A 13511-nucleotide genomic window follows, 5' to 3' on the forward strand; every position below is an offset into this window, starting at 1 on the left:
CGGCGCCATGCAGCGCTTTCGCCGCACCCGGCGCAGCGAACTGGTGATCTGGTGGCGCGAGATCGATCGCGTGCTGCTGGGCCTGATCCTCGTGCTGATGATCGTGGGGGCGATTGCCGTGGCGGCGGCCTCTCCGGCCAGCGCGCATCGCCTCTCCACCCATCAGAAAGCGCTGGGCGATCTCTATTTCTTCTGGCGCCAGCTGGAAATGCAGGCACTTGGCCTGCTCGGCATGTTTGCCGTCTCGCTGCTGCCCAAGGATGCCGCGCGCCGCGCCGCGATCATGCTGGCCGGGGTGATGATCATTGCCCTGGTGCTGGTGCCGATCATGGGCACCGAAGTGAAAGGCGCCAAGCGTTGGGTGCTGGGCATCCAGCCGTCGGAATTCCTCAAGCCCGGCTTTGCCATTGCCGTGGCATGGATACTCTCGTGGAAAGTGCGCGATCCGCACATGCCGGTGATCCGCCTGTCGATGGTGCCGATGGCGTTGGTGGCCGTGCTGTTGATGGCGCAGCCCGATTTCGGCTCCACCGTGCTGTTCGCCGGCGTGTGGTTCGTGCTGGTCCTGCTCTCGGGCCTGCCGCTGGCGCGCGTGGGCTGGGCCATGGGCGGCGCGATCGCGGCTGTGGTGCTGGCCTATCTGCTCTATCCCAATGCCACGCACCGCATCGACAATTTCCTTTCCGGCGGGGCAGAGTTCGACCAGGTTGACCTCGCCATGCGCACGCTGGTGGCCGGCGGGTGGAGCGGCACCGGGCTATGGCTGGGCGCGCGCAAGAATGCCCTGCCCGAAGCGCATACCGACTATATCTTCTCGGTGATCGGCGAGGAATTCGGCCTGATCTCGTGCGCTATCGTCGTGATCCTCTATTGCGCCATCGTGCTGCGGGTGCTGCTGCGCCTGGTGGACGAGGAAGACCTGTTCACGGTGCTGGCCGCCACGGGCCTGACGGCGCAGCTTGCCGGCCAGGCTTTCATCAACATCCTCGTCAACCTGCAACTGTTCCCGTCCAAGGGGATGACCTTGCCGCTGATCAGCTATGGCGGCTCGTCCACCATTGCCTTGCTGATCGGCGTGGGTTTCCTGCTCGCCATCACGCGCCGCAACCCTTATCTGACGCGCGAAACCTTTCACCTGGGCGAACTGACGCGCAAATGACTGCACAACATCAACCCGGCGTATCGCGCCACTTCGTGCTGGCGGCCGGGGGCACCGGCGGGCACATGATCCCGGCCTTTGCCCTGGCCACCGAACTGCATGCACGCGGCCACCACGTGGCGCTGATCACCGATGCGCGCGGCGCCAAGATACCCGGCAAGCCCGATTTCCTTACCGCGCACGTGTTGCCTGCCGGGCGGCTGGGCAAGAATCCGGTGGCCTTGTTCAAGGGGATGCGGGCCATTCTGCGCGGCCGGTCGATGGCGTTGCGCCTGTTCGAAAGCTTTCAGCCGGCCTGCGTGATTGGCTTTGGCGGCTATCCCGCGCTGCCCGCACTGCTCGCCGCGCGCGCTGCCGGCATTCCCACGGTGATTCACGAACAGAACGCCGTGCTGGGCCGGGTGAACCGCTATCTGGCCAACAGCGTCGATGCCATCGCCACCGCTTATCCCGAAGTGGAACGGCTCGATCCGCGTTTCTGGGGCAAAGTGCATTTGGTGGGCAACCCGGTGCGCCCCGAAGTGCTGGGCCTTCGCGGGGAGCCGTTCCCCGAATTTTCCGAAGACAGCCTCTTCCGCGTGCTGGTCACCGGCGGCAGCCAGGGCGCGTCGGTTCTGGCGCAAGTGGTGCCCGATGGCCTCGCCATGCTGCCGCCTGCGCTGCGCCATCGGTTGCAAGTGACGCAGCAATGCCGCCCGGAAGACCTGGAAGCGGTGCGCGCGCGCTATGCTGCGCATGAAATTCCGGCGGAACTGGGCACTTATTTCGAAGACATGGCCAGCCGCCTGGCCGGCGCGCACTTGTTCATCGGCCGGGCCGGGGCGTCGACCATTGCCGAACTCACTGCCGTGGGCCGGCCGGCGATCCTGGTGCCGCTGCCCATCGCGACCGACGATCACCAGGCCGCCAACACCCGCGAAATGGTCAAGGCCGGCGGCGCCCGCGCAATCCGCCAGACGGGTTTCAGCCCCAAGGAACTGGCCAAGCAGATCCAGGCCATGGCGATGAATCCGGCAGGCCTGGGCCATGCCGCCCATGCCGCGTGGAATTGCGGGCTGCCCAATGCGGTGCAGGATCTGGCCGACCTAGTCGAAGGGTTTGGCGGCGCCCCGCTGATGGATGTGATCCGGGTGGATGCGGCCTCGACCGCCCCGGCAACTGCCGGCGCCGGTGCGCTCGCTCTGGAGAATGAAGCATGAAGGGTGTCGGCGTTGAAATCGGCACGATCCATTTCGTCGGCATCGGCGGCATCGGCATGTCGGGCATCGCCGAAGTGATGCACAACATGGGCTATGCCGTGCAGGGTTCCGACATGGCGGAAAGCTATGTCGTCGAAGGGCTGCGCGCGCGCGGCATTCCGGTGATGATCGGGCAGCGCGCCGAAAACGTCGCGAACGCGCAAGTGGTGGTTACCTCCACCGCCGTGAAGCGCGACAATCCCGAAGTGGTCGCCGCACTCGAAGCGCGCATTCCCGTGGTGCGCCGCGCGGAAATGCTGGCCGAACTGATGCGGCTGAAAAACACTGTCGCCGTGGCCGGCACGCACGGCAAGACGACCACCACCTCGCTGGTGGCCTGCCTGCTCGATGCCGGCGGGGTCGATCCCACGGTGATCAACGGCGGCATCATCAATTCCTATGGCTCCAACGCGCGGCTGGGCGATAGTGACTGGATGGTGGTGGAAGCCGACGAGAGCGACGGTTCGTTCCTGCGCCTCGACGGCACGATCGCGGTCGTCACCAATATCGATCCCGAGCATCTCGATCACTATGGCTCGTTCGACAAGGTCAAGCGCGCTTTCGTGGAATTCATCGAGAACGTGCCGTTCTATGGCGCGGCGATGCTGTGCATCGACCATCCCGAAGTCCAGGCGATCATCCCCCAGGTGCGCGATCGCCGCGTGGTGACTTATGGCTTTTCCGCCCAGGCCGACGTGCGCGGCGAAGGCGTGACCCCGGTGCCGGGTGGCAACCGCTTCACCGCCGTGCTGCGCCAGCGCGATGGCTCGTTCCAGCGGATCGAGGATATTCACCTGCCCATGCCCGGCCGCCACAATGTGCAGAACGCGCTGGCCGCGATTGCCGTGGCGGTGGAAATGGGCGTGCCGCATGATCTGGTGCGCACCGGCTTTGCCAAGTTCGGCGGGGTCAAGCGCCGCTTCACCAAGGTGGGCGAAGTGGCCGTGGACGGCGGCGACGTGGCGGTGATCGACGATTACGGCCATCACCCGGTAGAGATCCGCGCCGTGCTGGCCGCTGCGCGCGAAGGCGTGCGCGGCCGGGTGATCGCCGTGGTCCAGCCGCACCGCTTCACCCGGTTGCGCGACCACATGGAAGATTTCCAGGGCGCGTTCAACGACGCCGACGTGGTCTATGCAGCGCCGGTCTATCCCGCTGGCGAGCAGCCGATCGAGGGCGTGGACAGCGCCGCGATGGTCGAAGGCATCAAGGCGCGCGGCCACCGCAGCGCGCATCTGATCGCCGGCGCCGAAGCGCTCGCCGCCGAACTGGCGCCGCAATTGCAGGCGGGCGACATGATCGTGTGCCTGGGGGCGGGGGACATCACCAAGTGGGCCGCCGGGCTGGCCGGGGCGATCACGGCGTTGCGGGGTGAGGGCTGATGTCGGGCTTGGGCCAGCACCACCCCCCGGCCCCCTCCTCTGAAGAGGAGGGGGAGCACAACGCCAATCCCCCCCTCCTCTTCAGAGGAGGGGGCCGGGGGGTGGTGGAAACCACAAGCAACCTCAAAGGCAAGCTCACCCCGAACGCCCCGCTCGCCCCGCTGGTCTGGTTCAAGTCTGGCGGCAATGCCGATTGGCTCTACGAACCCAAGGACGCGGCGGACCTGCAAGGCTTCCTCGCCGCGCTCGCGCCAGACGTGCCGGTCATGGCGCTGGGCCTTGGCTCCAACCTCATCGTGCGCGATGGCGGGGTCCCGGGCGTGGTGGTGCGGCTGGGCAAGCCCTTTGCCAAAGTGACCGCGCTCGATGCCGTCACGCTCGATTGCGGGGGCGGGGCCTCGGGCATTCTGGTGTCTTCCACCGCGCGCGACGCCGGGATTGCGGGGCTTGAGTTCCTGCGTTCGATCCCCGGCACGGTCGGGGGCTTCGTGCGCATGAACGGGGGCGCCTATGGCCGCGAGGTGAAGGACATTCTCGTCGATTGCGACGTGGTGCTGCGCTCGGGCGAAAGGGTGCGGATGGACTTGCCCGAGCTGGGCTATGCCTATCGCCATTCCGACATGGCCGATGGCGCCATCGTGGTTTCGGCGCGCTTTCGCGGCGAACCGGGCGAGCCGGCGGCGATCCAGGCGGAGATGGACCGCATTTCCGCTGCGCGCGAGGCCAGCCAGCCGCTGCGCAGCAAGACCGGCGGTTCCACGTTCAAGAACCCGGAAGGGCACCGCGCCTGGGCGCTGGTCGATGCCGCCGGTTGCCGGGGCCTGACCATTGGCGGCGCACAAGTGAGCGAGAAGCACACCAATTTCCTGATCAACACCGGGCATGCCACCAGCACCGAGATCGAGGCGCTGGGCGAGGAAGTGCGTGCCCGCGTGAAACAGTCACAAGGCGTGGAGTTGCAGTGGGAAATCAAGCGGGTAGGGCGCCTGAAGCAAGGGGATCCGGCATGACAGATCTGCCCCGGCTTCATGTGGCGGTGCTGATGGGCGGCTGGTCCAGCGAACGGCCCGTCTCGCTGACCAGCGGCGAAGGCGTGGCCAGCGCGCTCGAATCGCGCGGCCACAAGGTGACGCGGATCGACATGGGCCGCGATGTGGCGCTACGCCTGGCAGAGGCGGCGCCCGACGTGGTGTTCAACGCACTGCACGGCACGCCTGGCGAAGACGGCACGGTGCAGGGCATGATGGACCTGATGGGCCTGACTTATACCCATTCGGGCCTGGCCACTTCGGTCATCGCCATCGACAAGGAATTGACCAAGCAGGCCCTGGTGCCCCACGGCATTCCCATGCCCGGCGGGCGCGTGGTCAAGACGGCAGAGCTGTACAGCCACGATCCGCTGCCGCGCCCCTATGTGTTGAAGCCGGTGAACGAAGGCTCGTCGGTGGGCGTGGCCATCGTCACCAACGAAGGCAATTACGGCAATCCGATCAGTGCCGAGGCGCGCGGCCCGTGGCAGGAATTTCCCGAACTGCTGGCCGAACCGTTCATCCGCGGCAAGGAACTGACCACGGCTGTGCTGGGCGACCATGCGCTGATGGTCACCGAATTGAAGCCCAAGACCGGCTTTTATGATTTCGATGCCAAGTACACCGACGGGCTGACCGAGCATGTCTGCCCGGCGGAAATCCCTGACGAAATCACCCAGGCGTGCAAGGACATCGCCCTGCGCGCGCACAAGCTCTTGGGTTGCAAGGGCACCAGCCGTTCCGACTTCCGCTGGGACGACGAGCGCGGGGTGGAAGGGCTGTTCCTGCTGGAAGTGAACACCCAGCCGGGGATGACGCCGCTCAGCCTGGTGCCCGAACAGGCCCGGCACATGGGGATGGACTATCCTGACCTTGTCGAGGCGATCGTGGCCGAGGCGCTGAAAGACGCCGCCGCCGCCAAGGCGAAGCAAGGAGCCGGCTGACCATGGCGCAAACGATCCGGCGTGGCGGCAAGGGCGTGCGGCGGGTGGCCGCGCAGCGCGGGGCCAAGGCCAAAGTGCAGACGGCGCGCAAGCAGACCGGCTCTGCCATCGGCCATGTCATGCGCGTGCAGCCTTTCAGCGAGGAAACGCTGCACCGGATCATGTTGACGGCAATTCTCGCCACCGCCGCGGTAACGGTGTGGACGGTGGCCAACATCGCCGGCGTGCCGGCGCTGGCCGAAGCGCAAGTGGCGCGCATGGCCCATGGCGCGGGCTTCGATGTGAAGCGCGTAGAAGTGCGCGGCGTGCGCCGGATGAGCGAGCAGACCATCTATGAAAAGGTGCTGGGCCAGCGCGACCAGGCGATGTCGCGGGTGGACGTGGCCGCCTTGCGCGAAACCCTGCTGACGCTGCCCTGGGTCAAGGACGCGCGCGTTTCGCGCCAGTTGCCCGATACGCTGGTGGTCGATGTGGTGGAGCGCACGCCCCACGGCGTGCTGCGCAAGGGCGACCAGCTCATGCTGATCGATGAGACCGGGCACGAGTTGGAGCCGGTGAGCCAGGCGCGCGCCAAGGGCATGTTCGTGCTCTCGGGCGATGGTGCCGCGGCGCGCGTGCCCGATCTCAACCGCCTGCTCGATGCCGCGCCCGCGCTCAAGCCCCAGGTGGCCGAAGCGGAATGGATCGGCAATCGCCGCTGGAACCTGACGTTCAAGACCGGCCAGGTCCTAGCCCTGCCCGAAGGCGAAGACGAAGCCGCCGCCGCGCTGCTGGAATTCGCGCGGATGGATGGGGTCAACCGCCTGCTGGGCGGCAAGGTTTCCAGCTTCGACATGCGCGCCAAGGACCGCACGTACCTGCTCGTGCCAGGCCACTCTGACGAAATGGCGCAGGAACAGCGCGACAAGGTCGCTGCCAAGGCCAAGGCCAAGGCCGCCGCTGCGGCCGCCAAGACCAAGGAATAAGCCGCCCGTGGCAGCCCCTCGCATCACCAAGGTCTTTGCCGCGGTCAATCTTGGCTCGTTCCGTACCTCCGCGATGATCGCCGGGCTGTCCGAAGCGGGCGAACTCGTCGTGCTTGGCTCGGGCCACCGCGCCTCGCAGGGGATCAAGCGCGGCTATGTGGTGGATATGCTTGCCGCCACCCATTCGGTGCGCGACGCGATCGAGCGGGCCGAGAAGATGGCGAACACCTCGATCACGCAAGTGCTGGTCGGCTGTGCCGGGGCGGGGCTGGCCAGTTCCACCGCGCAAGTGGAAGTGGAAATCGGCGGACGGCGGATCGAGGACGACGATATCGCGCACCTGCTGGTGGCCGCGCGCGACGTGATCCAGCCCGACGGGCGCACCGTGCTCCATGCCCAGCCGGCGCACTACACGCTCGATGGCGCGCACGGCGTGCCCAATCCCAAGGGGCTGCATGCCGATCGGCTGGCGGTGGATATCCACGTCATGCTCGCCGATGGCGCACCGATCCGCAACATTCGCGAGACGGTGGAGAACGCCCACCTCAAGGTCGATGGCGTGGTGGCCGCGCCCGTGGCCGCCGGCCTTGCCTGCCTGGCCCAGGAGGAGCGCGACTTGGGCGTTGCCCTGGTCGATTTCGGGGCAGAAGTGACCACGGTTTCTGTCCACGCCGGGGGCATGCTGCTGGGCATGCAGGTCCTGCCGTTCGGATCGGGGGACATCACCGACGCCGTGGCCTCGGCCTTCGGCATCCGCCGCTATCAGGCCGAGCGGCTCAAGTGCATGTCGGGCTCGGCCATCGCCAGCCCTGCCGACCATCGCGAGATGATCCCGGTCAACGCGCCGGGCGATCCCGAAGGGGCAGGGCCGATGGCGCGTCATGCCGACGACAAGAACCGCATTCCACGCGCCGAGCTGATTTCGGTCATTACCCAGCAATTGGGCCATTTCACCGACGAGCTGGGCCGCTGCCTCAAGGCCATGGGCTTTACCGGCACGCGCGGGCAGCAAGTGGTCTTGACCGGTGGCGGTGCGCAACTGCCGGGCCTGGCCGACTATGCCCAATCGGCACTGGGGCGCCCGGTGCGGATCGGCGCACCGCCGGCCATGCTGGGCCTGCCGCAGGGCCATGCCACGCCCAGTTCGTCCACGCTGGTGGGCCTGGTGCTCTATGCCGCGTCCGACCCGATCGACATTCGCAAGCTGACCGCGGCCAGCCAGGGCGCCGGCGCCACCACGCTGTGGGGCATGGGGCGGCGCATCGTGCGCGCGCTCAAGGAGTATTTTTAGACGCTGATGCCACCGATCCGGGGCTTTCGTCGCACGAAGCAACCGGATTGGCCGATTTCGGGGCCAAATGGCCAATCGATCTTGTGGAAAAGCGCCGATCGCCTTTGATTCGATGAAACGTTCCGTGCCAAAGCTGGAAAATCCACATTTCGGCCATTCCGGCCCCAGACCCATCCCACTGCCAAACCCGAAAGGGAGACCGACATGAGCATCAACATCGGACCGCCGGCCATCGACGAGCTTCGGCCCCGTATCACGGTGATCGGGGTGGGTGGCGCTGGCGGCAACGCCATTGCCAACATGATCAGCGCCAATATCGAAGGCGTCGATTTCGTGGTCTGCAACACCGACGCGCAGGCGCTGAACAATTCGATCGCGGAAAACCGCATCCAGCTTGGCCCGGCGATCACGCAGGGCCTGGGCGCCGGCGCCCGCCCCGAAGTGGGCCGCGCCGCGGCAGAGGAAACCCTGCCCGAGCTCGAACGCGTGCTCGATGGTGTGCACATGGTGTTCATCGCGGCTGGCATGGGCGGCGGCACCGGCACCGGCGCTGCGCCGGTGATTGCCGAGGCGGCGCGCCGCAAGGGCGTGCTGACCGTGGGCGTGGTGAGCAAGCCGTTCCTGTTTGAAGGCACGCGCCGCATGCGCTCGGCCGAAACCGGCATCGAGGAACTGCAAAAGCACGTCGATACGCTGATCGTCATTCCCAACCAGAACCTGTTCCTGGTGGCCAAGGCCGAAACCACGTTCAAGGAAGCGTTCCAGCTTGCCGACGAAGTGTTGCAGCAGGGCGTGCGTTCGATCACCGACCTGATGATCATGCCCGGCCTGATCAACCTCGACTTTGCCGACGTGCGCTCGGTCATGGGCGAAATGGGCAAGGCGATGATGGGCACGGGCGAGGGTGAAGGCCCCAACCGTGCGCTTGAAGCGGCCGAACGCGCCATTGCCAACCCGCTGCTCGATGGCGTTTCGATGCAGGGCGCCAAGGGCGTGATCATTTCGATCATCGGCGGCGACGACATGAAGCTGCTCGAAGTGGATGAAGCGGCCAACCACATCCGCGAACTGGTCGATCCCAACGCCAACATCATCTGGGGTTCGGCGTTCAATCCCGATCTCAACGGCAAGATCCGCGTGTCGGTGGTCGCCACCGGCATAGAGCAGAGCGTGGAACAGGCCGAACAGGCTGCCCGCCCGGTGAACCTGCCCGGCGCTGCGCGTGGTCCGTCGTTCACGCCGGCCGCGCCGCCGCGTCCGGCGATTGCCACGCCCACGGCCCAGCCTGCGGCTCCGGCCCCCGTTGCCGCCACGCCGCCGCCGGCCGCTCCGGCCTGGACGCCCGAGCCCGAAGCGGCACCGGCTGCGGACGATCCGCTCGACCTGACGTTGGACCTGGGTGCCGATCCGGCGCAGGACTACACGATCGATCCCGCGCCCACCGCGCCAACCCCGCGTCTGGGCCTTGGCGGCGGTGCCGGGGGTGAGGCTGAACGCCCGACCCCGCGCGTGGGTGGCGGGGCAGGGGGCAGCACCCTGTTCGAGCGGATGGCCAATCTTTCGCGCGGCGCCGCCCGCACGGAAGAGAGTGAAGAAGGCGAAGATGCGTCCTCGCTCAGCATCCCGCGCTTCCTGGGCCGCCAGAACAATCAATGATCCCCGGCTCATGAATCTCTGGGCAATCGTTCTGGCTTGATGCCACACCATGCCGCCACTTTCCCCCGTGAGAGTGGCGGCTTGTTGTTCTGGCTTAAGCGACAATGCGCTAAGGCGGCGCCAAGATGACTTTTGAAACCTCTCCCGCTCGCCCGTTTTCCGCTTTGGCGGCCGTGCTGCTGATGGCGGCGCCGCTGCCGCTGCTGGCGCAAGACCTTTCGCAGATGCCGCAGCAGTCGGTGCTGGATACGCCGGGCAGCCGCACCGCGCGGCCCGTCACCCGCAGCACCACGCCGCCTGCGCCCACGCCGACCTACACTGGGGCGCCGCTGCCGATGGTCTCCAATCCGGTGGTGCAGCCGCTTCCCACCGTGTCGCGCCCGGTTGTCCAGGCCGTGCCGTCGGGGGGGGATGGCCAAGGCCTCAACGCCGCGCTGGCCCGCCTGGCCCAGGATCCGCGCAATCCCGAGGCTCTGCTCGATGCCGGCAATGCTGCCATGGCGCTCGGCGACGTGGATGCCGCACTGGGTTTCCTGCGCCGCGCCGCCGACGTGGCGCCGGGCAATGGGCGGATCAACGCCCAGCTCGGCAAGGCCCTGTTGCGTCACAACGAACCCTTGCCCGCCATTCGCGCCTTTGACGAGGCGGAGCGCAGCGGGGCAGACCTGGCCGGCATGGCCGGGGATCGAGGCCTGGCGCACGACTTGGTGGGCGATAACGCGATGGCGCAGCGCTATTACCAGCAGGCCCTGGCCCGTGCGCCCGATGCCGAGATCACCCGGCGCCTGGCGCTGAGCCTGGCGATCGGGGGTGATCGCGCCAGTGCCGAAAAGGTGCTGGCCCCGCAGATTGCGCAGTCGGATCGCGCCGCCTGGCGCGTGCGCACCTTTATCCTGGCGATTGCCGGGCAGCCTGACGAAGCCGTGGCCGTGGCCAATTCCTCGATGCCGCCGCAATTGGCCGCAGGCATCGCGCCATACTTGCGCTATCTGACCCGGTTGACCCCGGCACAGCAGGCAGCCGCTGCCAATTTCGGCCGCTTTCCCCGCGCGGCCGATATCGGCCGCGACGATCCGCAGATCGTGCAATATGCGCAAAGCCATCCGCGCCAGGCGCCCGTGCTCGTGGCGCAGGCCCAGCCGGCGACTCTGCCCGCTACCGCGCCCGTGCGTCGCGATCGGCGTGGGCGGGTGATCCCGGCGCCCGCCACGGCAACGGCCAGCGCCTCCACCACGCCCGGCACAGCCACGGCGGGCGTGGCGCGGCCCACGCAACTGGCGCAGGCCACGCCACCCAGTCCGCCCGCCGCGTCCGGTGCTTATGCCGGTCCGATCGTGGACGTCATCCCGCGTCCTGCGTCGCCGCCGGCAGCCCAGCCGGCCACCGCGTCCACCGCCCCGGCCACTGCTACGCCGGCGCCGGCCATCGTGCTGCCGCCCGTGCCGCAGGCCCCGGCAGCGGTGCCCGCATCGGCGCCCGGCGTGCCGCCGCATCCCACGCCGGTGCAGGTGGCCCAGGCCGCGCCCGTGCCGGCGCCCACGCCGTCGTCCACACCTTCCTACACGCTGCCTCCGCAAGCCGCGCCTCAACCGGCGCCGCAAGCGGTGCCGCCGGCGCCTTCGCCCGATGGCTTTGCCGCGCTCTTTGCCGGTTTCGCCGCCCCAGCCGAAGAGCAGCAGCGGCCGACCGTTGCCGTCGATCTCGCCGCGATCCAGGCCGCCAACGAGCGTGCTGCCGCCGAAAAGGCGGCGATCGAGGCGCGCCAGGCGGCCCAAGCCAAGAAGCTGGCCGACGCCAAGAAAGCCGCTGCCGACAAGAAGGCTGCGGCCGAAAAGAAGCTGGCCGATGCCAAGAAGGCCGAGGAAGCGCGCAAGGCCAAGGAAGAGGCCAAGCGGCTTGCCGCCAATCCGGCGCGCACCTGGGTTCAGGTGCTAACCGGTGGCAACCGCGCCAAGATGGGCAAGGAATGGGCCGGGCTTCAGGCCAAGGCTCCCGAACTGCACGGCCGCAAGGCCTATGTCACATCGTGGAACCGGGTCTATCGCCTGGTCACCGGGCCATTCCCCAGCGATGCCGCCGCGCAGGAATTTGTGGCCAAGCTCAAGGCAAAGGGCGTCGGTGCCTTCCAGTTCGACAGCCCGGCGGGGCAAGCGATGGACGGTGTTTCTGCAAAGTAGGACGGTGTTGAGAAATCGCCCCTCCTCTTCGCAAGGAGGGGTTGGGGGTGGTGCGACGCCTTGCGCCAGGGTTCGACCACCCGCCGACCCGCTCCTCTAACGAGGAAGGGGAGCGATTGACCTGCTTGTCCACAAGTTTTGCACAGCCTTGTCGAGTTTTGCCCAAGCCTGGGCTAACGGTCGATTGTCGGCGGCAATTCGCTCCGCGATGGATCGAATGGAAACCACGGCTGCCGGCAACGGCGTCGGCATTGTCGCCGGCATGGGCACCGTGTGAGGGGGCGTGATGATGCGAACCGGCCACGACGACAGCGACCGCGACGACGCCGCGCCGGTGGACATGCTCGCTTCCCTGTTCGAAGCGCGGGGCTGGCCCTGCGAATTCGTGTCGGACGATGAAATCCATGGGGAAGTGCAGGGCTCCTGGGCCACGTACCAGTTGCGTTGCATCTGGCGGCCCGAGGATCATGTGCTGCAGATCCTCTCGCTGCCTGACATTCGCGTGCCCGATGACAAGAGGGCTGCGATGTTCGAAGTCATGGCGCTGATCAACGAGCAGGTCTGGCTCGGCCATTTCGACATCTGGTCCAACGGCAGCGTGCTGCTCTATCGCCACGGGCTGATGCTGGGCGACGACGGCCTGCTCAGCCTGCACCAGGCGCAAGTCGCCATCGAGGCGGCGGTGGACGAGTGCGACCGCTTCTACCCCGCTTTCCAGTTCATCCTCTGGGGTGACAAGAGCCCGGCCGATGCGCTGGCCAGCGCGCTGGTCGATGCTGCGGGCGAAGCCTGACGGAGCCTTTTGCAGATGACGTATTCCTTCCTCCAGTTCGGTTGCGGCAACATGGGCGGCGCCATGCTCACTGGCTGGCTGGCCAGCGGCATTGCGCCCGCGGCGTTCACCGTGGTCGATCCCCATCTGCCACAGGCACCGGCAGGCGTGCGCCTGCTGCGCAGCGCCCCGGTGGGCGAAGCGCCGCCGCGGTTCGTGATGCTGGGGTTCAAGCCGCAGGGCCTGGCTGCCGCGGCGCCGGCGATCGCGCCGCTGGTGGGGGAAAACACCGTGGTGCTTTCGATCCTGGCCGGGGTTGACCTTGCCACGCTGCGTGCGCGTTTCCCGCATGCTGCCGCCGTCGTGCGGGTCATGCCCAACCTGGCCGCGGCACTGGGCAAGTCGCCCATCGCGCTGGTGGGCGATGGCACCGACCTGATCAATGCCGAGGTCACGCACCTGATGGCGCCGCTCGGCACGGCCGAATGGCTTTCGGGCGAAGACCAGATGGACCTGGTGACGGCGCTGGCAGGATCGGGCCCGGCATTCATCTATCGCGTGATCGATGCCCTGGCTGCAGGCGCGGCGGCGCTGGGCCTGCCGCGCGAACAGGCCGACCGCCTGGCTCTGGCGATGGTGGATGGCGCCGCCGCCCTGGCGGCCGCTTCGGAATACGGGCCGGGGGAACTGGCCCGCCGTGTCGCAAGCCCCGGCGGTACCACGCAAAAGGGGCTCGACGTGCTCGACGCCGACGATCGCCTGGCGCTGCTGATGCAGGATACCTTGCGCGCCGCGCGCGACCGCAGCGCGGAAATGACGCAGGAAGCGCGCGACGCCGCCTGATTCCGCCCGCGCGGTAAATACACTTTGTCACATTTTGTCCGCACCGGTTTCGCTTG

12 protein-coding genes are annotated in these 13511 nt (G+C 67.6%); all 12 read left to right on the top strand.

What is annotated here, in order from left to right:
- The first annotated feature begins 7 nt into the window (after nucleotides 1–7).
- The 12 genes from FHT19_RS17145 to FHT19_RS17195 all read left to right on the top strand — a co-directional run bounded on the left by FHT19_RS17145 (nucleotide 8) and on the right by FHT19_RS17195 (nucleotide 13455).
- Nucleotides 8–1159, top strand: coding sequence for an FtsW/RodA/SpoVE family cell cycle protein (locus tag FHT19_RS17145; protein WP_210425725.1), 1152 nt, complete (start codon nucleotides 8–10; stop codon nucleotides 1157–1159).
- A complete protein-coding gene (gene murG / locus FHT19_RS17150; protein WP_169476041.1) occupies nucleotides 1156–2358 on the top strand; it encodes an undecaprenyldiphospho-muramoylpentapeptide beta-N-acetylglucosaminyltransferase in 1203 nt (400 codons plus the stop codon). Before FHT19_RS17145 ends, murG begins: the two co-directional genes overlap by 4 nt.
- Nucleotides 2355–3779, top strand: a complete 1425-nt coding sequence (murC, locus tag FHT19_RS17155) for a UDP-N-acetylmuramate--L-alanine ligase (RefSeq protein ID WP_169476043.1) — start codon at nucleotides 2355–2357, stop codon at nucleotides 3777–3779. The genes murG and murC overlap by 4 nt, the downstream gene beginning before the upstream one ends.
- Before the next feature lie 104 nt (nucleotides 3780–3883).
- Nucleotides 3884–4789, top strand: coding sequence for a UDP-N-acetylmuramate dehydrogenase (gene murB, locus FHT19_RS17160; RefSeq protein WP_248290526.1), 906 nt, complete (start codon nucleotides 3884–3886; stop codon nucleotides 4787–4789).
- Nucleotides 4786–5751: a D-alanine--D-alanine ligase gene (locus FHT19_RS17165; protein ID WP_169476046.1), complete on the top strand. Its 966-nt coding sequence runs from the start codon at nucleotides 4786–4788 to the stop codon at nucleotides 5749–5751. The genes murB and FHT19_RS17165 overlap by 4 nt, the downstream gene beginning before the upstream one ends.
- A gap of 2 nt (nucleotides 5752–5753) precedes the next feature.
- On the top strand, nucleotides 5754–6716 hold the full coding sequence (locus FHT19_RS17170; RefSeq protein WP_168556863.1) for an FtsQ-type POTRA domain-containing protein: 963 nt from the start codon (nucleotides 5754–5756) through the stop codon (nucleotides 6714–6716).
- A gap of 7 nt (nucleotides 6717–6723) precedes the next feature.
- Complete coding sequence (gene ftsA, locus FHT19_RS17175; protein WP_169476048.1) at nucleotides 6724–8007, top strand: cell division protein FtsA; 1284 nt, start codon at nucleotides 6724–6726, stop codon at nucleotides 8005–8007.
- A 204-nt stretch (nucleotides 8008–8211) separates the two neighbouring features.
- Entirely contained in the window at nucleotides 8212–9663 is a 1452-nt protein-coding gene (ftsZ, locus tag FHT19_RS17180; RefSeq protein ID WP_169476050.1) for a cell division protein FtsZ, read from the top strand.
- 125 nt (nucleotides 9664–9788) lie between these two features.
- A complete protein-coding gene (locus FHT19_RS17185) occupies nucleotides 9789–11840 on the top strand; it encodes an SPOR domain-containing protein (RefSeq protein WP_169476052.1) in 2052 nt (683 codons plus the stop codon).
- 148 nt (nucleotides 11841–11988) lie between these two features.
- Nucleotides 11989–12117 (top strand): hypothetical protein, encoded by a 129-nt coding sequence (locus FHT19_RS24645; protein ID WP_282436217.1) that lies wholly within the window; start codon nucleotides 11989–11991, stop codon nucleotides 12115–12117.
- Nucleotides 12118–12129: 12 nt separating this feature from the next.
- Nucleotides 12130–12633, top strand: coding sequence for a YbjN domain-containing protein (locus tag FHT19_RS17190; RefSeq protein ID WP_168557011.1), 504 nt, complete (start codon nucleotides 12130–12132; stop codon nucleotides 12631–12633).
- 15 nt (nucleotides 12634–12648) lie between these two features.
- Complete coding sequence (locus FHT19_RS17195) at nucleotides 12649–13455, top strand: pyrroline-5-carboxylate reductase dimerization domain-containing protein (protein ID WP_169476053.1); 807 nt, start codon at nucleotides 12649–12651, stop codon at nucleotides 13453–13455.
- Nucleotides 13456–13511 lie beyond the last annotated feature (56 nt).

Origin of the sequence: Novosphingobium sp. SG919, from assembly GCF_012932495.1 — a bacterium.
GTDB lineage: Bacteria > Pseudomonadota > Alphaproteobacteria > Sphingomonadales > Sphingomonadaceae > Novosphingobium > Novosphingobium rhizosphaerae.

Coding starts and splice junctions, on each gene's coding strand:
- FHT19_RS17165 (WP_169476046.1), top strand. CDS start 4,786: ATGACAGATCTGCCCCGGCTTCATGTGGCGGTGCTGATGGGCGGCTGG.
- murC (WP_169476043.1), top strand. CDS start 2,355: ATGAAGGGTGTCGGCGTTGAAATCGGCACGATCCATTTCGTCGGCATC.
- FHT19_RS17190 (WP_168557011.1), top strand. CDS start 12,130: ATGCGAACCGGCCACGACGACAGCGACCGCGACGACGCCGCGCCGGTG.
- FHT19_RS17170 (WP_168556863.1), top strand. CDS start 5,754: ATGGCGCAAACGATCCGGCGTGGCGGCAAGGGCGTGCGGCGGGTGGCC.
- FHT19_RS17195 (WP_169476053.1), top strand. CDS start 12,649: ATGACGTATTCCTTCCTCCAGTTCGGTTGCGGCAACATGGGCGGCGCC.
- FHT19_RS17185 (WP_169476052.1), top strand. CDS start 9,789: ATGACTTTTGAAACCTCTCCCGCTCGCCCGTTTTCCGCTTTGGCGGCC.
- murG (WP_169476041.1), top strand. CDS start 1,156: ATGACTGCACAACATCAACCCGGCGTATCGCGCCACTTCGTGCTGGCG.
- FHT19_RS17145 (WP_210425725.1), top strand. CDS start 8: ATGCAGCGCTTTCGCCGCACCCGGCGCAGCGAACTGGTGATCTGGTGG.
- ftsZ (WP_169476050.1), top strand. CDS start 8,212: ATGAGCATCAACATCGGACCGCCGGCCATCGACGAGCTTCGGCCCCGT.